Here is a 19,440-nt window from a genome sequence, read left to right as displayed (position 1 = left end):
AGTGATAAAGGTCGTTTAATCATTTGATTGAGGGACATGTTTTTTTGTCAGATGCTACTAGTGAAGCCTAAGCTTTCTTTATCTGAGCATGAATCGGTGATAGCCCTTGAAACTTCATTTGAAGCACTTCTAACAGATGGTTTAAGTTTTCAGTTGGTGTACCATGGCTTCGGGACGCCAAAATGAATTAGTCTTATTGCTAGTTTACAGTTATCTATCTATCGATTTTGCTAAAGCAAATGATTATTTATTAAATAAAAGTGTTTTCTGAAAGCAGAAAGGGGACTAGGTAGTGCTAAAAAGTTTGTTATTCATATTTTCCGCGATATTTTTCTTTCCAACAATAGAGGCTGCAGCTGATGAGGTTTCCGAAACGTTGATTTTTGATTTGAACACGATTGACTTTAAGGACGAACACTATTATTTGTTGAAAACCACACAAGATCTTCAGCTGTCTGTCGATAGCAACGGCAGTGAAGGTGCTTTTGACGTAACGATCACGGCTATCGGAGAAGCATTTTCAGCAGAGCTAAACAGTGTGAACGGTTCGGAAGAGATGATCATTCAGATTGAGGATACTGATGAAACATCAATGATTCTTAATGTAGCTGCAACATTGAACATAAAGGAATACCTTGATGCCAACTCTGAGTACTACCTATCAGTCACGTTTACAGCAATTGATGATTCTGAGACCTTTACGAAAGAGATAAAAATGAATCAGACGGATGAGGAAAAAGAAGAGATTCCAGATGAAAACTTGACAGATGAAGACCAAGAGGATGAAAAGCAAGAAGACAATGGCATCGAGGAAAAATCCGAGAGCCGAAAGGAAGAAGCAGAATCTATTTACGACGAGCAAGCAAACTTGGAAGAAGACTCCCTTGATAATGATTCTACCAAACTAGAAGATTCAATCAGTGATGTCGAGGATGAGGCTAGTACTGAGTTATTTTTAGGGGAGAAAACCCAGTACGAGACAGCAACCTTTTTTTCAAAAGAAATGATCATTCAAGAAAAAATATTTAGGCATATATCAGGAAAAACCGCTTATTTGATATGAGCGGTTTTTCTTGTCACACTTCTTCTATTTCTCCCTGAAGAGGATACTACGGAGAGGAGATACGCAATATTGCTTTAAAAAGGAATCTCTCAATAATTGATGACCGATGGAATAAGTAGAAGCAGAACAAAAGAGAGGAACTAGCCCTCTCTTTTTCTTTTTGATTTTAAAATGTAAATGACTGCAGCTGCCAACGCTGCAACGAGAACAAAGATGATCCAGATAAGGATTTGATTATTTGTCTGAACATCGGCAGTGTTCGTTGGACGGTTCTCTTTTTTGAAGTTATCCAGGTCTTCTTTCTCATAAGAAAAAGTAGTCGTGATCGCTTTTCTAGTTGTTTCTATAGTTAAACGGTATTCGCCTTCAATAAGTTCACTATCGTCTATTAAAGGGATCTGCATTCTTGATTTGGTTAACGGCGTTAAAAGAACGGAATCTGCTAACTCGCCAGAGGCAATTGTTTCTCCATTTGGATTTATTAGTTCGTAAAGCGCATTGTTCAAGTTGCCTAAAATAGGATTATAGTTGAGGGCATAAAATTGTAGATTTACTGTATCTTGAAGCGCAACAAAGGAGAAGTCTTGATAAATAATATCTTGAATATCCTCATATTCGCTAAAAATTAAGTTGATAAAAATGATAGACTCGTAGGCAGACGCAATACTAATAGAATCTTCAGCTGTTTCAACACCTAATATTTGCTTAAAATTAATTCCACCCATTACAGTACCTTCAAGCTCTATGTCGTCTGGAACATTTAGGGTAATGCTGACACCAACAGATTCATTAGGGGCAATTTCTATTTGATTCTCCTCGTCTATAGCATCTGAAGCGATAGTAACATAATTTGAAAAGTCGTATTTATCATCGAGAAGGTTCTCTGTATTCGAGGTGTACAAAATAGAGGATTCTCTTGAAATAGCAGTTGAAGAAAAGGGAGTGACCGCTATTGATGAATCACCAGCTCCAATGTTTTCCAGTTTAATTTCAAATGTATACTTTTTATCAACATCAGAAGGAAAAGTAAGAGTATTTCTTGATGTTTCATATTCGGTATCACTAAGTGATAGTTTTAAAGTATTCGTCGTCTCATTCGCTGTTGCAATACTTATATTTATATTTGCGATTATTGTCAATATGAGGAAGAACACAGAAACTCTTAGAAAAGAGTCTCTGTGTTTTGATATTTTATCCATATGCTATCCTTTTTTTTAAATTAAAATGTATCGCCATTGCCAGTGTCAGGAGTATCTGATGCAATAACTGTGATAGTAGGCGTGCCTTCGTCTAGCAAAGCAGTTTCACGATTGAATGTGAAGTTAACGGACGCGCCTTCTGTTGAACGAGCGATAGGGTCTGCAGTTATTGCTGGCAAAGAGATTTCTTTCAGTGAATCTGAGAAGTAGATACCATCAGATTCAGAAGAAACTCTAATGGTAACGCTCATAGGGACACGAGTCAAGTTTGTTAATATTCCACCAACGTTTTCAATAGTTCCTTCCTGAGTTCCATCCAATAAGGCGTCACTAATTTCGAATTCATTTAAAGTCAAGGTGTTAAATTTAAAGCTAGCACCATTTTCTGGTTCGGTGATAGTAACAGCGATTGGGGGAGCGGTAACCGGGTCTCCAATAGTCGCTGACGCAGTGATTCCTCCTACTAGTAGTAAAGATGTTGCCAATGTAGTACCCAAAATAACTTTTTTCATAATAAAACCTCACTTTAATTTTTGCAGATGATTTACTGCTTAAATAAAGTATACAATGATGGTGTATTATGTTATTATCCGTTTTTTCGCTATTTTTAATGAAAAAGTAGAAAGTATTTTATTAATCTGATTTTTTTATACAATAATTTAATTAAATATTCTAGTGGTCAAATGATGCTGATTATCAAGTCGACCTATCTTTCTGTCTATGAATTATCAATTCGGTAATAATCACTATGAAAGTAAATTTGTTGCAGGGTTATATTTTGGCTTTTATTTTAAGTCAAAGTCTTCTCAGAGTTGAAAGAATTGTCGTTCCAACTAGGATTGGACCTAAAAAGAAATATAATATTATTCGTAGTCTCTGAGAATTTTTTTTGGGTCAGTAGTATCAGTAAAAGTAGTTCTGAAAATTCATGTCTGATATTTCTTCAGTGAACACCTGCAATTCAATAGAAACCAACTTTCTATCATTTTTAAGAAACTTTTTTGGAAGTAGCTTTACGCGTATGAACAGTTGAGTAGGGTGGGGATTGAAAAGTATGATTCTATTTATGCGTTCCTATTGGATAGGTATATCGAAGTTACTTATGAAAAATATCAATTAACGTTTTCATTCAATTAGTAATCTGCACCTACAATTCTTCTAGCTTCAAGCGACAGAGACATCAAGGGGTACTCTTGTGTTAATAAACGTTCATGTTTGTTTCATTATAAAGAAATCTCAAAAAACTAACTGTGTGGGATGGCTATCTCATGAACCATAGATTTTAATAGGAAGCATCATTTTTTAGAAATACACAATCAGACTCTTTGAAGAAAGCTTTGAAAGAGTTTTTTTGTCTTTCTCAATTTTATGAAGTTGCCACTTGTTTCTAATCGTCAGGTCTTTTAGTCAGTAGAAAGAAAAAGAGTGACAATGATTATTTTATTTGTAGTTTTTTTGAAAAAAAGACGATAAAAATCAGCTGGTTCTTACTATATCCTTAATAGCAGAGGATCAAAGTTCTTTTAAGGAGTGAATCAAAATGCTGCAAACCAGAATAAATTTCAGTGGAAAAAAGAATGCTACCATGTTGACTGTGCGCTTTTTCAGCAACAAGACGAACACGATTTTAGAGAGAAATTTAATTGTGGATCAAGAGGATGATCGTCAATCGGTTCTTGACTACTTAGCAGAATCACTAGGGGAAATCAACATCTTGCAATACTCTTCGAAAAACGTTTTGTGTATCGCTGAACGTTCAAGGCTAGAAAAAGCAGGAGGCACGCATCGATTGGAACATTTTTGGGGAGATGTCATCAGTTATATCGTTGAGTGCGTGGATAAATCTGGTATTCATTATGATTTGCATGTCATTGGCAATGTTGATTCGGATGATGAAGAAATTATGCGGGCAATTAATGAGATGAGTGATGAATTGTCGATCATCAACATTTATGAATACAAAGATTGCTGGCTAAAAAGAGAAGATATTTTATTACAAGCTCTTTGAAATGAACTTGATTCCTCAAAGAAGTTTGTCCAGCTAGAAAATGATTTTACTCTCCAAGTCACTTACCAATCAATGAAAGAATACGAATTTTTTCAAAGTCTATGGAAACCGCTAATTCCCAGGATCTTTTTAATGGTTTCCAACACTTTTTTGTTACAAAAGGTAAGAATCGTTTCACAAGTTTTTCTCACCCGTTCTGTTTTAAGAAGCGGGAATTTTTCTGAAGTTTTTATTAAAATTGTCCGTTTAATGAAAAAAGAGGCTCAAATTTAAGTTTATTTTACTATAATTGGAAACTAGGATACTTTTTAAATAAGGCGGGTAAAAAATTTTGGAGTATATAGAAAAGTTGTATAGGTTTTATTTAACCAAAAAACAGGTAGATAAATTAACTATTATTAGAAATATCATTTTGGAGAAGCAGCTGTCTCTTGATAAAATATGTGAAACGATAAACAAATCTTTGTATCAGGTGAAAATATTGATCAATGAAATCGCCGAAGATATGAGAGAGTTTACGACCTTTGACGAGTCTATTTTTTTGTTGAAAAAGAGAACCGTTTATTTGTCACGAGAATTAAACGAAGAACAAAGCTTGCATATTTTTGTGAATCTAAAGAAGAAGTATTTCTTAGAATCTCCTTACTATCGTCTATTATCCTATTTGTTAAGAAAAAGAAAGACCCGTATGGTGGACATCTCAGAAGAATTGATTTTTAGTATTTCTTATTGTTATAAATTGATCAGCTATCTGAAAAAAATGCTGGTTATCCAAAATGTCCCGATTACTATCAATAACAATACAGATTCCATTGATCTGACAGGGGCAGAGCCTTGTGTGCGGATGTACCATTATTTAGTTGAGATCATGGCTTGCAATGTTTACATCAATCAGCGCACCCGTGCAAGCGTTGAATTAGCTGCGAAAGAATATGAGCCGTTGAAAACTACAAAAGTGAAGCACGACATTATGTTTTCAATCATTGAGAATGCGGTGTTGAGGGGCTATATCGTCAATGAATTAGACGAAGCTTCCATCGCTATTTATGAGCAAATCAAGCAACTCAATGGGGAAAAGCAAGTGATCAAGCTGCTGCCGATCAGAAGTCAGCAAGATATCGAGAAAGAACAGATTTTTTATCATTTCTGGGTTTTTCTCTTCATACCTGAAACGATCTCGAATCAAGAGAAACTTCTTTTGGGGAAACAGCTGCGAAACCTCTCGGGGAATCCATTGGTCGAATTTTCTGCCGATGTTGTGGCTGTCTTGTCGCAAAAGTATGATCTTTCCAAAGCGATCGAAGCGTTTCTTACCTATGAATTAGTGATGAATACATGGGGCTGTCTTCATCTCTTTTTGGATAGTTTTGTGTCTACTGAAGATTTGTCCTCTACGAACGAACGCGTATTAGAGGTGGAGGAGCTGATTGCGACCGTCTTGCAGCGCCATTCGTTTGTAATAGAAAAAGAAGCCCTTTTCTTAAGGAAAATCGCTCAGATTACAGCATCTTATTTACCTATCCAAAAAGAGGAACCGATTCGCATTGGTATTTCTCTTTTGAACCACCCAGAATATATTCCGGTCATTAAGAACAAACTATTGAAAATTTACAATGAAAATGTGATTCACTTTAGTTCGAACTTAGGAGACTCAGACATACTGGTTTCTGATGGCGTGCTGATCCATAATGAGTCACAGAAATTTACATTTTTTGGCAATGTTCATAGTACCAAGGATTGGCACAATCTACATGTGATGATCCAGTCGATGATTTCTAATAAATATACTTGAAAAAGAGAGCGTAGCGCTCTCTTTTTTTGCTTGACTATCAGGTAGCGTTGGTCGAAGTACTAGGCGAAAGAAGGAGGAGAGAAGACAAAAAAAGATATCTATAAAAGAGGGCTGCGACAGTCACCTTTTATAGATATTTTTTAAACACGTGATTAGGCAAAGCTAACGTGAGGAAGACAACGTTTTTTTGATGGAGATTTCTACCACTTCGGGCATTTGGATCACAGAGATCGTAGCAGGATCATAGGAGCCATCAGGTAATTTTTTCAAGAAGTAATTTTTGATTTCTTCTACTTCCGTCGGGCGAATATTCCGTTTTTTATTGATCAGCAAAATTTCATTGTGGTTCGGCGCTGAGGTAAAGATCACGGTCGTGTCTCCGGCAGTGTAAACCTTTACAAGTTCTGCGTCGGTATTTTCAAGTTGATTCAATACTAGTCGAGAATGGCTGTTTGTAACGTTGATTAATTTCACCAGACTCACCTCACATTCTATGTATTTATTAATAACATTATAGGTCGTTTTTTTTCAAAAGAAAAGCCAGACAACTCGGAATTACCCAATTTTTTGGCAAAACATGGTTGTCTGGCAAAACGAACGGATTGGTCACCGTTTTGACACGTTATTGCTCATCTGTTTCCGATGGTTTTTCGTCTTCAGCAGAAGGTGTTTCTTCAGGAAGTGCAGAGGATTCAGCTGAAGTTACAACGATTTTATCGGAATCCTCCAATTGTGCTTTTAACTGACGGACTTGAGGATGCTCAAGATAATATTCAGCAATCCCGTCTTCGATTTGATCTTGGATGGTCCTGCGCAATGGGCGAGCACCCATCGTTGCGCTGTAACCTAGATCGACCAGTTTTTCTTGCACGTCTTGTGGAACATCGATATGCAATTTTTGATGACTAAGTGTTTGATTGACATCATGCAGCATAAGGGACACGATCGATAACAAGTTTTCCTTGCTAAGTGCCTTGAATTCGATGATCCCGTCAAAGCGATTGAGAAATTCTGGCGTAAAGTAATTGTTCAATTGATTTAACACGGAACGAGTGATGCCTTCACGCGCTGCGCCAAAGCCGACGTTGGCTTCAACTTTGCCAGTTCCAGCATTACTTGTCATGATGATCAAGGTATCTTTAAAGCTGACTGTACGTCCTTGGGCATCCGTCAAACGACCATCATCGAGAATTTGCAAGAACATATGCAATACATCAGGATGGGCTTTTTCCACTTCGTCTAATAAAATCAGGCTATATGGATTCCGACGAACTTTTTCAGTCAATTGACCCGCTTCTTCATAGCCAACGTAACCAGGAGGAGAGCCAATCAGTTTGGATACACTGTGTTTTTCCATGTATTCTGACATATCGAAACGAATCATCGATTCTTCAGAACCAAACATCTCATAGGCTAATTGTTTTGCTAATTCGGTTTTCCCGACACCGGTTGGACCGACGAATAAGAAAGAGCCAATTGGACGGTTTTGTTTGCCTAAACCGACCCGATTTCTGCGGATCGCTTTGGCTACTTTATCGATCGCTTCATCTTGTCCGATAACTTTAGCTTTCAAGTCATCCGCAAGATTTTTCAATTGGGTTTGTTCTTTTTCTTTCAATTCACCAACTGGAATATTCGTCCGTTCTTCAACGATTTGTTCCATGTCTTTTTCGGTAATGACTGGCGTTTCTTCTTCGCTGATTTGGCGTTCCTTCATTTTTTGCAATTTATTGATTTGATCGCGATAGTAAGCAGCTTTTTCGAAATCTTCTTCTCGAGAGGCAGCTTGTTTTTGCTCTTCCGCTTCTTGTAATTTCTTTTCGATCGTTTTTGGATCAACGATTTGGATCGTCAAGTTTTTCTTAGAACCTGTTTCATCTAGTAGATCGATTGCTTTATCAGGCAAGAATCGGTCTTGGATGTATCGGTTAGAAAGGGTAGCGGCAGCTGCGATCGCTTCATCAGTATATTTCACATGATGATAATCTTCATAACGTGGTTGCAAACCTTTTAAGATGCGGATCGTTTCTTCCACAGAAGGTTCATCCACACGTACTGGTTGCAAACGGCGTTCTAAAGCAGCATCTTTTTCGATGATGCGGTATTCATTTAACGTCGTTGCTCCGACCATTTGTAGTTCTCCACGGGCAAGAGCTGGTTTTAAGATGTTTCCAGCATCCATATTTCCGTCGCCAGCTGCACCAGCGCCAACGATTTCATGGACTTCATCAATGAACAAAATCACGTTTTCTGCTTGCTTGATTTCTTCAATCAATTTTTGGATGCGTTCTTCGAATTGGCCACGAATACCTGTGCCTTGAACAAGAGACGCAACGTCCAAACGAATGACTTCTTTGTCCATCAGTTTTTGTGGTACATCGCCATCGACGATTTTTTGGGCTAACCCTTCAACGACGGCAGTTTTCCCAACCCCAGGTTCACCAATAAGCACAGGGTTATTTTTTGTTCGACGATTAAGGATCTCAATCACTCGTTTGATCTCTGAATCACGACCAACGACTGGATCGACTTCGCCATCACGAGCCATTTGGGTAATATTGATACCGTATTCTCCTAACAGACCTGCAGGTGCTTGGTTATTGCGTGGAGGCTGACCGCCGACAAAACCGTTACCGCCGGTTTGGGTCGGAGGGGTTTGTTCATAAGGGGTATTTCCTTGCTGCATCTGGCGAGACATTTGACGAAATAGATCATCAATATTGCCGAATCCAAAAGGATCTTGCGCCATTGCAGCTGCAGCATTCCCAGATTGAGCTTTTAATTTTTGGTAACAACTTTGACAATAATCGAGTTGTTTTCTTTGACCATTGACACTGGCATATAAATGAATAGACGCTTCATTTTTGCCGCAATTTTGACAAAGCATAGATTCACGACCTTTCATATTTGTTCCAACACCCTTATTTTACGGCGCTTTTTTACACTTGTAAAAGAAAAGGGGCTGTGTGCATAGAAACGGTCATCTTCGAGGTAATGTGTTATTGACCTTTACTGACCATAATTCTATTATACTAACTTTTTGTCAGACTGCAAGAATTTTACTCGTAAAAATTTTTGCCGCTCTTTCATTAGCAGAAGCGTCTTTTAAATAAAAAGTAATTCCATTATAATAGAAAGAAAGAGGTGAGAATTGACGATGGAGAACAGAGATTTTGCTTCAGAAATAACGCGTTTGCGCAATGGAGAGATCCAAGAATTGATTGTCCAACAGCCAGAATTCCTGGCGTTTAGAGATGTCTGGCTCCAGTTGGAAGATCGGTCTTCTTTTGTCGGAGAAGCGGGCTTAAATGGGAAGATCATCTACCGTTATGTGCAAGAAAATAAATAGGACATTTATTTCAATCGTTTATTTAAGAGAAAACGGTTGTCTATCGAGAAAAAAAATGGTAATCTTAACAGTTGAAAGGGCGATTTTTTTCGGGTGTCATTGCATGCATGGAAATTTTGCCTTCACACAAAAAAACGTATCATAAAGGAGATTGATCAATATGGAAAAGAAAGATTTTCACGTAGTTGCTGAGACAGGGATTCACGCACGTCCAGCTACATTATTGGTTCAAACAGCAAGCAAATTCAACTCTGATATCAACTTAGAGTACAAAGGTAAATCAGTAAACCTTAAATCAATCATGGGCGTAATGTCATTAGGCGTTGGCCAAGGTTCTGATGTAACTATCACTGCTGAAGGTGCTGACGAAGCAGATGCAATCGCTGCAATCGTAGAAACAATGAAAAAAGAAGGTTTGTCTGAATAATGGTTGAGATGCTAAAAGGAATTGCTGCTAGTGATGGTGTAGCCGTTGCGAAAGCCTACCTGTTAGTACAACCTGATTTATCTTTTTCAAAAGTATCAGTTGAAGATACTGCAGCAGAGGAAGCACGCTTAGATGATGCGTTAGCGAAGTCAACAGCGGAATTACAACAAATCCGTGACAAAGCAGCGCAAACTTTAGGTGAAGCAGAAGCACAAGTATTTGATGCTCATTTAATGGTTCTTTCAGATCCTGAGATGATTGGTCAAATCAAACAAAACGTGACAGATAACAAAGTCAATGCAGAAGCTGCGTTGAAAGAAGTTACTGACATGTATATTGGTATGTTTGAAGCAATGGATGACAATGCTTACATGCAAGAACGGGCAGCTGACATTAAAGATGTCGCAAAACGTATCTTGGCGCATTTGCTGAATGTGACTTTGCCTAATCCTTCAATGATCAACGAAGAAGTAGTCGTTGTTGCGCATGACTTGACACCAAGTGATACTGCACAATTAGACCGCAACTTTGTAAAAGCTTTTGTAACAGATATCGGTGGACGTACTTCTCATTCCGCTATCATGGCACGTTCTCTTGAAATCCCAGCAATCGTTGGAACAATGGAGATCACTGCAAAAGTGAAAGCGGGCGACATCTTAGCTGTTAACGGTATTATCGGTGACGTTATCGTCAACCCGACAGATGACCAAGCAGCTGAATTTGTTGAAGCTGGGAAAGCCTACGCAGAACAAAAAGCAGAATGGGAAAAATTAAAAGATGCTGAAACAGTTACCGCTGATGGTAAGCACTTTGAATTAGCTGCGAACATTGGAACGCCTAAAGATTTAGAAGGTGTCCACAACAATGGTGCAGAAGCAGTCGGTTTATACCGTACTGAATTCTTGTACATGGATTCTCCTGATTTCCCAACAGAAGAAGACCAATACAAAGCATACAAAGCAGTTTTAGAAGGAATGGCTGGCAAACCAGTGGTTGTCCGTACAATGGATATCGGTGGCGATAAAGAACTTCCTTACCTAAAATTGCCTCATGAAATGAATCCTTTCTTAGGCTATCGTGCATTGCGTATCAGCTTATCTGAACTTGGGGATGACATGTTCCGTACCCAACTTCGTGCGTTGTTACGTGCTTCTGCTCACGGCAACTTACGTATCATGTTCCCAATGGTGGCAACATTGAAAGAGTTCCGTACTGCGAAGAAAATGTATGAAGAAGAGCGTCAAAAATTGATTGACGAAGGCGTTGAGGTTTCTAACGAGATCCAAGTCGGAATCATGATCGAAATTCCAGCAGCTGCTGTCTTAGCAGACAAGTTTGCGAAGGAAGTTGACTTCTTCAGTATTGGTACCAATGACTTGATCCAATACACCATGGCTGCAGACCGCATGAACGAGCGCGTGTCTTACTTGTACCAACCATACAACCCATCAATTTTACGTTTGATCAAAAACGTGATCGATTCAGCGCATGCTGAAGGCAAATGGGCTGGTATGTGTGGAGAAATGGCGGGCGATCAAACTGCTGTGCCGCTTCTTGTAGGTATGGGCTTAGATGAGTTCTCAATGAGTGCAACATCTGTTCTGAAAACACGTAGCTTAATGAAACGCTTGTCAACGACTGACATGCAAGAATTAGCAAAACGTGCTTTAGAAGATTGCGATACAATGGAAGAAGTTGTTGAGCTAATCGAACAGTATGTAAACTAATCATTTCTAGGCAACAAGCAATTTTGCTTGTTGCCTTTTTTTTGTTATAAGAAGCCTTCTTGTTCGATTTGACTTGCAATAGCCTACTCGTTTTTTCAGAAAACGAACAATTTTGTCATATCTTTGTATAAAGCTATGATTCCGTAAGTTTTTCACGTATTATGATTAAATGGGGAACAAAATCTAGGACCATGGTAGGAGTATGTCTCCGATTGCCTATGGTATACTAATATCAGATATAAGCATTTCCAAGGAGGAATCATCTTTGAAAGTACTTCTTTATTTTGAAGGAGAAAAATTATTAGCTAAATCAGGTATCGGTCGAGCGTTGGCCCATCAGCAACGAGCACTGACATCTGTCGGGATTCCTTTTACTCTTGATAAAAATGATGAGGACTATGATATCCTTCATATCAACACGTATGGGATCAATAGTATGCACATGGTCAACAAAGCCAAAAGACAAGGGAAAAAAGTGATTTATCATGCCCATTCTACAGAAGAGGATTTTCGTAATTCATTTATCGGCTCAAACCAGCTTTCGCCATTATATAAAAAATATTTGATCAATCTTTATTCTAGAGCCGATCAGTTGATCACCCCGACTCCTTATTCGAAAGAACTTTTGGAAGGGTATGGTATCCAAGTACCGATCGAAGCGATCTCAAACGGCATCGATCTTGACAAATATCAGCCGGATCAAGAGAAAGAAAAAGCCTTTCGTGAGTATTTCAATCTCTTACCAGATCAAAAAGTCATTATATCCGTCGGTTTATTTTTTGAACGAAAAGGCATTCTTGATTTTGTAGAGATAGCTAGACAATTGCCTGAGTATACGTTTATCTGGTTTGGTCATACACCAATGATGACGATCCCTAAACAGATCCGCGACCTCGTCAATGAAGACCATCCAGAAAATGTGTTGTTTCCAGGTTATATCAAAGGGGATATCATCGAAGGTGCATATTCCGCTGCCGATTTATTCTTCTTTCCTTCTTATGAAGAAACAGAAGGGATCGTAGTCCTTGAGGCGTTAGCCAGCCGCCAAAATGTGCTCGTTCGGGATATTCCTGTTTATAAAGGGTGGCTAAGTAATGGGCACAATGCATACATGGAAAAAACCAATGAAGGATTTATTGAGAAAATCAAAGGAATCGTGGAGGGCTCGTTACCACCATTGAGTGAAGCGGGTTATGAAACAGCAAAGCAAAAGAGTATTGATGAAATTGGGTTTAAATTACAAGAGGTTTATACAAAAGTGATGAATACGGAATGAAGAAACTAATGTAAAGTTTGGAGGTACCGTTTTGAAAATCGGATTTTTTACTGACACCTACTTCCCCCAGGTAAGTGGTGTGGCGACATCGATCAAGACATTGAAAGAAGAGCTTGAGAAAAAAGGCCATAAAGTGTATATCTTTACAACGACCGATCCAAATGCTGATCTGGACGAAGAAGATATCATTCGCATGCCAAGTGTCCCGTTTGTGTCCTTCAAAGATCGGCGAATCGTGGTTCGCGGCATGTTGTATGCCTATTTGATCGCCAAAGAATTAGAATTGGAATTGATCCATACCCATACAGAGTTTGGTTCTGGGATGTTGGGGAAAATGGTGGGGCGTAAATTGCAGATTCCTGTGATCCATACCTACCATACAATGTATGAAGATTACTTGCACTACATCGCAAACGGAAAGGTCTTGCGGCCATCTCACGTGAAATATCTTTCACGGCTATTTGCCAACCACTCGACAGGTGTTGTTTGTCCAAGTGAACGGGTCATCGATACGCTGAGAGGGTATGGTGTGGTTTCACCAATGCGGATCATCCCCACAGGGATCGAAGTTGAGAAGTTTCGCCGACCGGATATTACAACTGACATGAAAAAAGAATTGCGGGAGAAATTGGGCATCACTGAGAATCAACCCATGCTGCTTTCCCTCAGTCGTATTTCTTATGAAAAAAATATCCAAGCAATCATCGACGGCATGCCAGAAATTTTAACGAAGATTCCTGATGCGCAATTAGTGATCGTTGGGAAAGGTCCGCATAAAGAAAAATTAGAAGAAAAAGTGGTGGATATGGCTTTATCTGACCATGTTCAATTTGTCGGTGAAGTGGCAAATGATAAAGTGGCGATCTATTACCATGCTGCCGATTACTTCGTCAGTGCCTCCACATCAGAAACACAAGGACTGACTTACACGGAAGCAATGGCTGCTGGAACACCGTTAGTCGTTGAAGGCAATGACTACTTAAACACCTTGATCGATGATCCGTCTTTAGGCGTCACCTATGAGAGTGATCGGGATTTCGCAAAAGCATTTATTGATTATTATGAACGAAAGATTCCTGCTGATCCCGAAGTTCTTGCTAGAAAAATGTACGAGATCTCGGCATTGCGCTTCGGTGAGTCGATGCTATCTTTCTACCATGACATGGTCGCTTATTATGAAACAGAACGCATCGAAAAAGAAACCGAGCAGACGCTAGAAAAATTCAAAGTAAAATTAAAGGCCTTTCGCCGAACGATCGATTAAACAGAAAATTTTCGCAAGTTCATGTTTTTAGCGTATACTAAAGACATGAACTTTTTTATTTTGGAGGGATCTGCATGGAGTTAGGATTTATCGGTACTGGTGTCATGGGTCAAGCGATGGTTGGTCATCTCTTAGCTGCAGGACATACAGTGAATGTTTACAATCGGACGAAAGAAAAAACAGATGAACTCGTTGCGAATGGAGCAATTTGGTGTGACACCCCAACAGAAGTTGCATCAGAAAGTGAAATCATCTTTACAATGGTTGGTTATCCATCCGATGTTGAAGAGGTTTACTATGGGCCTCAAGGGATTTTTCAAACGGCTGTGACGGGCAAAACATTGGTGGATTTTACCACCAGTACACCTGATTTGGCAGAACGAATCTACCAGACAGCGAAGGAAAAAGGAGCAGCGAGTATCGATGCGCCAGTTTCTGGTGGGGATCTTGGTGCGAGAAACGCTACGCTAACGATTATGGTTGGTGGCGATGAAGAAGCTTACCAACAAGTAAAACCACTTTTTGAAGTATTAGGAAAGACGTTTCAACTTCAAGGAGGGGCAGGAAAAGGTCAGCATACGAAAATGGCCAATCAGATCATGATTGCCGGAACCATGACGGGGATGACAGAAATGCTGGTCTATGCGAATCAAGCCGGTCTTGATTTACCACGAGTGATTGACACGCTTTCTGGCGGTGGGGCAGCCAATTGGTCCATGACGAATTACAGTCCTCGTATCCTAAAAGAGGATTATTCTCCAGGCTTTTTTGTCAAACATTTCATCAAAGATTTGGGGATCGCTTTGGATGAGGCCAAGAAGATGGGATTGGATTTGCCAAGCACCGCTTTAGCTAAAAAATTGTATGATCAGTTAGCTGAAAAAGGCTTCGAAAATGACGGAACGCAGGCGCTGATTAAACTTTGGTGGCAAGATGGAAAAAAATCTTAAAATGACAAAAAAAATACGAAAAATCAATGCAAGATAGAGGATGTTTTGATACAATATAACGGACAGAAAAAGGAGGCTTACGAATGAAAAGTTCGCAATTAGTCGCTATCATCAAACGTTTAGAAGCGATGGTCGAAGCGCAAGACAATGAAGTTCAAGTACGTCGTTTTGAAAAAGAAGGCGTCGAAAAATGTACCGTTACTTATGACAATTCGACAGAAACGTTTGAATTAACGGAAGCAGAATCAAGTCAATCTTATCAATTTGATAACGTTGATATTGTAGCCATGGAAATCTATGATTTGATCCAATAAGAATGAGTGGGACGTTCGTCGTCGCTTTCTCATTTCTAAACAGCAAGCCTACTTGGGCTTGCTGTTTTTTATTTATCTGCTGCTTTTTCTTGGCGATACAAGTGATTAAGGATGATCCCTAATGGATCGAGATCTTCCGGGGCTAAAGGAAGCGCAGCGCTTGCTGGCGGGAGTGGCTGGAATGTTTCCTCGGGAGAAAGAACTTTTGTTTGGATCAACTTGCCAAAGCTAACTTGATAGTATTTGATTTGAGTCGTCTGTGATCCTGGCTCCTCTAAGTCAAGGAGAATAGAAAAAATCACTTCTGGTTCTTGAATAAACTGATTGACCCTCACGATTTCTTGGTAAAAGCTTTGTGCTAAATGGATCTCGCGCTGCAGTACACTAGCTTGCTCAAACAATAGGTGATCAATCAGGTATGCTAAGCGTTTTTTAAGGAGTGAAAAACAATCGGTCTTCTTTCCTGCAAAAAAACAGCCGATTTCTCGCCACTTCTGTTCCAAGGGATACGCATCCATTTGAGGGAGCTGCTTACGCAAGGTCAATAGCGTCAGTTCGTTGACAGTCGGCAATTGAAAGGTTTCTGACAATAATTGAAACAATGCTGGCAATTTTTTTGTTTGCCGAAAGGGGCCATAACTGCCAATTTGTGGTGTTTGAGTGATCGTGAAGGTATGATTTGTCAAGTCAACAAAGCAATAGTTGGCTGAATGGTTCATTTGTCGGTTGTAGATAGGATGAAAAGCTTGGATCAAACGACATTCAAGTAATAGTGCATCCAATTCTGTATCTGTTTCGATCGTTTCAAAATCAACGACATTATAAACAAGTCGAAGCACCTTATTGGCATGCTGCTGGTTTTTTCGGAAGTAAGAAACGACACGCTGTTTCAATGATTTGGCTTTTCCTACATACAAGACTTCGTTGTGCTGATCTTTCATTAAATAAACACCAGGCTTTTCAGGCAGTGCATTTGCTTTGTTTTTTAAAAACTCTTTGTTCGGATTCATCGATCGTTCCTCTCCTTCCTTCAAAGAGTAGCAGATGAAGCGTAAGAGAGCAACGTTTGCTGGCCATCGACAAGAAAAAATTAGAAATAGAGTGGAGGCAACAAAATGATAAACTTTGACATTCAAAGGAAATTTCTTTATAACGGAAACGGATTATTTTGTCAACTCGCAGCTTTTAAAATCTTAGAAAATCAATTCTTAAATAAAAATGCGCTTAAAAATAAAAAAAGTTCGAAAAAATTCTTGCATTTCTCAATAACTTCCGATATAGTTTGACTATCAAATGATTTGATTATCAAAGTATTCGGATGGTGAAGGTTATGGAACCCAATTTAGAAACAGTTAATGACTACTTAGTCAGCGTCTTTAATGACATCTTAGTGATTGAAGAATCTGAATTGAAAAAATCTCAATTCAAAGACCTTTCAATTACCGAAATGCATACCATCGAAGCCATCGGGATGTACAAAAAAAAGACCACGACTGAAGTTGCCAAAGAGCTTTCGATCACTGTTGGGACTTTGACCATCGCGATCAATCGTTTGGTGAAAAAAGAATATGTAGAACGGATTCGCAGTGAAGATGATCGGCGAGTCGTCAAACTAGGTTTGACGAAAAAAGGAAAACTCCTTTATCGTGTTCATCAGCATTTTCATCGTGAGATGGTGAAAGGTGTCTTGAGTCAGATGTCTCCTGAAGAGGAACAGGCACTGTTGAAAGCACTGAAAAATCTGCATGACTTTTTACAAGATTATAAGTGAGAATAATGGATGAATATGTTTGGAAAAATTACCGCGACTGCAAGTTATGTTCCAGAAAAAATCGTAACAAATGATGATTTATCAAATTTGATGGATACTTCAGATGAGTGGATCCATTCTCGCACGGGAATCAAACGAAGAAGAGTCGCTGTCGGCGAAAACACTTCAGACCTTTGTATTCGCGTCGCTCAAACGCTTTTGCAAGATGCTCAGCTTTCAGCAGAAAGTCTAGATTTTATCTTGGTAGCGACGATCACACCGGATTTCAATACACCGGCGGTTGCTTGCCAAGTCCAAGGGGCGATTGGGGCAGTCAATGCCTTTGCTTTTGATATCAGTGCAGCATGTGCTGGTTTCGTGTATGCATTGTCTATGGCTGAAAAACTGATTCGAACGGGCGCTAAAAAAGGATTGGTCATCGGTGGAGAAGTACTTTCAAAAGTCTTGGATTGGAACGACCGTTCGACGGCTGTTTTATTCGGAGATGGTGCCGGCGGTCTATTGCTGGAAGCATCTTCAGAGCAGCATTTGCTCAAAGAGTCTTTAAAAGCAGATGGGACGCGAGGCATGTCCTTAACATCTGGTTTTCGAACGAATGAGAATCCTTTTTCACAAAACGCTCCGGCGTATAGTGCTTGTATGCAAATGATTGGACGAGAAATCTTTGATTTTGCGACGCGTGATGTGGTCGCCTCGATCAATGATCTGACACAAGATGAAGCAATCGATTATTTTTTGCTTCACCAAGCAAATTCACGTATTTTAGACAAAGTTGCTCGCAAGCTGAAGCAGCCCCGTGAGAAATTTTTGCAAAATATGCAAGATTATGGCAATACTTCGGCAGCCTCGATTCCGTTATTGCTAGATGAAGAAATCAAACGAGGTACACTGTCACTTGGCAGTGGTCAAAAAGTGGTGTTCTCAGGTTTTGGCGGCGGATTGACATGGGGAACTATGTTAGCCACCTTATAACTTGTTCACGAAACAAAATTACTATTGAAAAACACATTGGAGGAATATACACATGGTATTCGAAAAAATTCAAGAAATCGTAGCAGAAGAATTAGGAAAAGAAAAAGAAGAAATCAAATTGAACACAAACATCCAAGAAGATTTAGAAGCAGACAGCTTGGATCTTTTCCAAATCATTAACGAGATCGAAGATGAATTCGATGTGAAGATCGAAACAGAAGATGGTATCACAACCGTTGAAGATCTAGTTAAATATGTAGAAAAACAACAAGCATAAAACAAAGGCTAGGCAGACAGCCTAGCCTTTCCTTTTTAAGAACGTGTTTTTGCTGATTCATAGACGAACTGCAAGAAGCCATGTTCTCCAACGACAACGATCAAAGTAATGAAGGAGTGCAAGATGAAGACAGCCTTTTTATTTAGCGGTCAAGGCGCACAGTACCCCCAAATGGGAGAAGAGCTCTATCACCAAGAAGCAATCGTTCGTGAGACGTTTGAACAAGCCAGCACCATTCTAGGATATGATATGGCCGAGCTATGCTTTACTGAAAACGAACGTTTAAACCAGACGGAATATACGCAGCCTGCCATCTTAACGGTAAGTACGGCTTTTTGGCGACTTTTGGATGCGCAAGGAATCAAAGCAGATGCTGTTGCTGGCTTGAGTTTAGGCGAATATACAGCCTTAGTCGCTAGTGGTGCGCTTGATTTCCAGACAGCAGTCGCATTGGTGCAAAAGCGCGGTCGGTATATGGCAAGTGCAGCGCCAGCAGGTGTTGGGAAAATGGTCGCTGTGATGAACACACCCGCTGAAACGATTGAAGAAATCTGTAAAGAAGCAAGTCAAGTGGGGATCGTGACACCAGCGAATTACAATACGCCGCAGCAGATCGTCATTGGCGGTGAAGCGCCGGCAGTGGATAAAGCGGTGGAATTGTTACAAGCTGCTGGAACCAAACGGGTGATTCCTTTAAATGTCAGCGGTCCTTTCCATACTGCTTTGTTGGAACCCGCATCGCAGCAATTAGCACAGGAATTAGCTCAAATCACCTTTGATGAGTTACAAGTACCTGTCATCAGCAATACGACCGCGCAGCCAATGCAGCAAGACCAAATCAAGGAACTGTTGACGCTGCAAGTGAAATCGCCAGTGCGTTTTTACGAAAGCATTGCGACACTGAAGCAGCTTGGCATCCAACAAGTCATCGAGATCGGACCAGGAAAAGTATTGAGCGGTTTTATGAAGAAAATAGACAAAGAAATACAGACTGCGCGTGTAGAAGATAGCCAAACGTTGGCAGATACACTAGCCCGATTCAACTAGGAGG

Annotated in this window: 19 protein-coding genes; 14 read left to right on the top strand and 5 right to left on the bottom strand. The window is 39.6% G+C overall.

Going from position 1 to position 19,440, the window contains the following annotated elements:
- Positions 1–292: 292 nt before the first annotated feature.
- Complete coding sequence (locus Q1X33_RS00365) at positions 293–1,063, top strand: hypothetical protein (protein ID WP_005225873.1); 771 nt, start codon at positions 293–295, stop codon at positions 1,061–1,063.
- Between the two features lie 140 nt (positions 1,064–1,203).
- Here the strand turns inward: Q1X33_RS00365 and Q1X33_RS00360 are convergent, their stop codons facing one another.
- Positions 1,204–2,262, bottom strand: coding sequence for a DUF916 domain-containing protein (locus Q1X33_RS00360; RefSeq protein WP_005225874.1), 1,059 nt, complete (start codon positions 2,260–2,262; stop codon positions 1,204–1,206).
- Positions 2,263–2,282: 20 nt separating this feature from the next.
- On the bottom strand, positions 2,283–2,774 hold the full coding sequence (locus Q1X33_RS00355) for a hypothetical protein (protein WP_005225875.1): 492 nt from the start codon (positions 2,772–2,774) through the stop codon (positions 2,283–2,285).
- Between the two features lie 1,028 nt (positions 2,775–3,802).
- Here Q1X33_RS00355 and Q1X33_RS00350 point away from each other — a divergent pair.
- Together Q1X33_RS00350 and Q1X33_RS00345 are read left to right on the top strand one after the other, a co-directional pair.
- Positions 3,803–4,270: a hypothetical protein gene (locus Q1X33_RS00350; RefSeq protein ID WP_005225876.1), complete on the top strand. Its 468-nt coding sequence runs from the start codon at positions 3,803–3,805 to the stop codon at positions 4,268–4,270.
- Between the two features lie 472 nt (positions 4,271–4,742).
- Positions 4,743–6,062 (top strand): helix-turn-helix domain-containing protein, encoded by a 1,320-nt coding sequence (locus tag Q1X33_RS00345; RefSeq protein ID WP_241761011.1) that lies wholly within the window; start codon positions 4,743–4,745, stop codon positions 6,060–6,062.
- 162 nt (positions 6,063–6,224) lie between these two features.
- Here Q1X33_RS00345 and Q1X33_RS00340 read toward each other — a convergent pair whose 3' ends face one another.
- A complete protein-coding gene (locus tag Q1X33_RS00340; protein ID WP_005225878.1) occupies positions 6,225–6,536 on the bottom strand; it encodes a DUF1827 family protein in 312 nt (103 codons plus the stop codon).
- Positions 6,537–6,684: 148 nt separating this feature from the next.
- Complete coding sequence (locus tag Q1X33_RS00335; protein WP_005225879.1) at positions 6,685–8,949, bottom strand: ATP-dependent Clp protease ATP-binding subunit; 2,265 nt, start codon at positions 8,947–8,949, stop codon at positions 6,685–6,687.
- Between the two features lie 270 nt (positions 8,950–9,219).
- On the opposite strand from Q1X33_RS00335, the gene Q1X33_RS00330 reads away from it, so the two are divergent.
- From Q1X33_RS00330 to Q1X33_RS00300, 7 genes are all read left to right on the top strand, one after another.
- A complete protein-coding gene (locus tag Q1X33_RS00330; protein WP_005225880.1) occupies positions 9,220–9,411 on the top strand; it encodes a hypothetical protein in 192 nt (63 codons plus the stop codon).
- Between the two features lie 160 nt (positions 9,412–9,571).
- Positions 9,572–9,838 carry a phosphocarrier protein HPr gene (locus tag Q1X33_RS00325; protein WP_003126335.1) on the top strand — a complete coding sequence of 89 codons (267 nt, stop codon included), beginning with the start codon at positions 9,572–9,574 and terminating at the stop codon, positions 9,836–9,838.
- On the top strand, positions 9,838–11,565 hold the full coding sequence (ptsP, locus tag Q1X33_RS00320) for a phosphoenolpyruvate--protein phosphotransferase (protein ID WP_005225882.1): 1,728 nt from the start codon (positions 9,838–9,840) through the stop codon (positions 11,563–11,565). Before Q1X33_RS00325 ends, ptsP begins: the two co-directional genes overlap by 1 nt.
- A 265-nt stretch (positions 11,566–11,830) precedes the next feature.
- Positions 11,831–12,841, top strand: a complete 1,011-nt coding sequence (locus tag Q1X33_RS00315) for a glycosyltransferase (protein WP_034868520.1) — start codon at positions 11,831–11,833, stop codon at positions 12,839–12,841.
- Positions 12,842–12,872: 31 nt separating this feature from the next.
- Positions 12,873–14,105 (top strand): glycosyltransferase family 4 protein, encoded by a 1,233-nt coding sequence (locus Q1X33_RS00310; protein WP_005225884.1) that lies wholly within the window; start codon positions 12,873–12,875, stop codon positions 14,103–14,105.
- Positions 14,106–14,179: 74 nt separating this feature from the next.
- A complete protein-coding gene (locus tag Q1X33_RS00305) occupies positions 14,180–15,055 on the top strand; it encodes an NAD(P)-dependent oxidoreductase (protein WP_010748078.1) in 876 nt (291 codons plus the stop codon).
- A gap of 83 nt (positions 15,056–15,138) precedes the next feature.
- The gene (locus Q1X33_RS00300) at positions 15,139–15,369 is read left to right on the top strand and encodes a YkuJ family protein (protein WP_005225886.1); all 231 of its coding nucleotides are present in this window, start codon (positions 15,139–15,141) and stop codon (positions 15,367–15,369) included.
- 68 nt (positions 15,370–15,437) lie between these two features.
- Here Q1X33_RS00300 and Q1X33_RS00295 read toward each other — a convergent pair whose 3' ends face one another.
- Positions 15,438–16,379, bottom strand: a complete 942-nt coding sequence (locus Q1X33_RS00295; RefSeq protein WP_034868523.1) for a GIY-YIG nuclease family protein — start codon at positions 16,377–16,379, stop codon at positions 15,438–15,440.
- A gap of 320 nt (positions 16,380–16,699) precedes the next feature.
- Between Q1X33_RS00295 and Q1X33_RS00290 the strand changes: the two genes are divergently transcribed.
- The 4 genes from Q1X33_RS00290 (at position 16,700) to fabD (ending at position 19,436) form a co-directional block, all read left to right on the top strand.
- Positions 16,700–17,140 carry a MarR family winged helix-turn-helix transcriptional regulator gene (locus Q1X33_RS00290; protein ID WP_008378199.1) on the top strand — a complete coding sequence of 147 codons (441 nt, stop codon included), beginning with the start codon at positions 16,700–16,702 and terminating at the stop codon, positions 17,138–17,140.
- A gap of 9 nt (positions 17,141–17,149) precedes the next feature.
- A complete protein-coding gene (locus tag Q1X33_RS00285; RefSeq protein ID WP_005225889.1) occupies positions 17,150–18,112 on the top strand; it encodes a beta-ketoacyl-ACP synthase III in 963 nt (320 codons plus the stop codon).
- Positions 18,113–18,164: 52 nt separating this feature from the next.
- Positions 18,165–18,389 (top strand): acyl carrier protein, encoded by a 225-nt coding sequence (locus Q1X33_RS00280; RefSeq protein WP_005225890.1) that lies wholly within the window; start codon positions 18,165–18,167, stop codon positions 18,387–18,389.
- 123 nt (positions 18,390–18,512) lie between these two features.
- Positions 18,513–19,436, top strand: coding sequence for an ACP S-malonyltransferase (gene fabD, locus Q1X33_RS00275; RefSeq protein ID WP_005225891.1), 924 nt, complete (start codon positions 18,513–18,515; stop codon positions 19,434–19,436).
- Positions 19,437–19,440 lie beyond the last annotated feature (4 nt).

This window comes from Enterococcus sp. B2E4 (genome assembly GCF_030499455.1).
Classification (GTDB): Bacteria; Bacillota; Bacilli; order Lactobacillales; family Enterococcaceae; genus Enterococcus_D; species Enterococcus_D casseliflavus.
Note: the sequence above shows the minus strand (reverse complement) of the source record. Positions and strands in the feature narration are given on the sequence as shown.

What these genes read in the sequence shown, in the direction of transcription:
- Q1X33_RS00360 (WP_005225874.1), bottom strand. Translation starts at nt 2,262, where the DNA reads ATGGATAAAATATCAAAACACAGAGACTCTTTTCTAAGAGTTTCTGTG.
- Q1X33_RS00355 (WP_005225875.1), bottom strand. Translation starts at nt 2,774, where the DNA reads ATGAAAAAAGTTATTTTGGGTACTACATTGGCAACATCTTTACTACTA.
- Q1X33_RS00350 (WP_005225876.1), top strand. Translation starts at nt 3,803, where the DNA reads ATGCTGCAAACCAGAATAAATTTCAGTGGAAAAAAGAATGCTACCATG.
- Q1X33_RS00335 (WP_005225879.1), bottom strand. Translation starts at nt 8,949, where the DNA reads ATGCTTTGTCAAAATTGCGGCAAAAATGAAGCGTCTATTCATTTATAT.
- Q1X33_RS00330 (WP_005225880.1), top strand. Translation starts at nt 9,220, where the DNA reads ATGGAGAACAGAGATTTTGCTTCAGAAATAACGCGTTTGCGCAATGGA.
- Q1X33_RS00325 (WP_003126335.1), top strand. Translation starts at nt 9,572, where the DNA reads ATGGAAAAGAAAGATTTTCACGTAGTTGCTGAGACAGGGATTCACGCA.
- ptsP (WP_005225882.1), top strand. Translation starts at nt 9,838, where the DNA reads ATGGTTGAGATGCTAAAAGGAATTGCTGCTAGTGATGGTGTAGCCGTT.
- Q1X33_RS00305 (WP_010748078.1), top strand. Translation starts at nt 14,180, where the DNA reads ATGGAGTTAGGATTTATCGGTACTGGTGTCATGGGTCAAGCGATGGTT.
- Q1X33_RS00300 (WP_005225886.1), top strand. Translation starts at nt 15,139, where the DNA reads ATGAAAAGTTCGCAATTAGTCGCTATCATCAAACGTTTAGAAGCGATG.
- Q1X33_RS00295 (WP_034868523.1), bottom strand. Translation starts at nt 16,379, where the DNA reads ATGAATCCGAACAAAGAGTTTTTAAAAAACAAAGCAAATGCACTGCCT.
- Q1X33_RS00290 (WP_008378199.1), top strand. Translation starts at nt 16,700, where the DNA reads ATGGAACCCAATTTAGAAACAGTTAATGACTACTTAGTCAGCGTCTTT.
- Q1X33_RS00285 (WP_005225889.1), top strand. Translation starts at nt 17,150, where the DNA reads ATGAATATGTTTGGAAAAATTACCGCGACTGCAAGTTATGTTCCAGAA.
- Q1X33_RS00280 (WP_005225890.1), top strand. Translation starts at nt 18,165, where the DNA reads ATGGTATTCGAAAAAATTCAAGAAATCGTAGCAGAAGAATTAGGAAAA.
- fabD (WP_005225891.1), top strand. Translation starts at nt 18,513, where the DNA reads ATGAAGACAGCCTTTTTATTTAGCGGTCAAGGCGCACAGTACCCCCAA.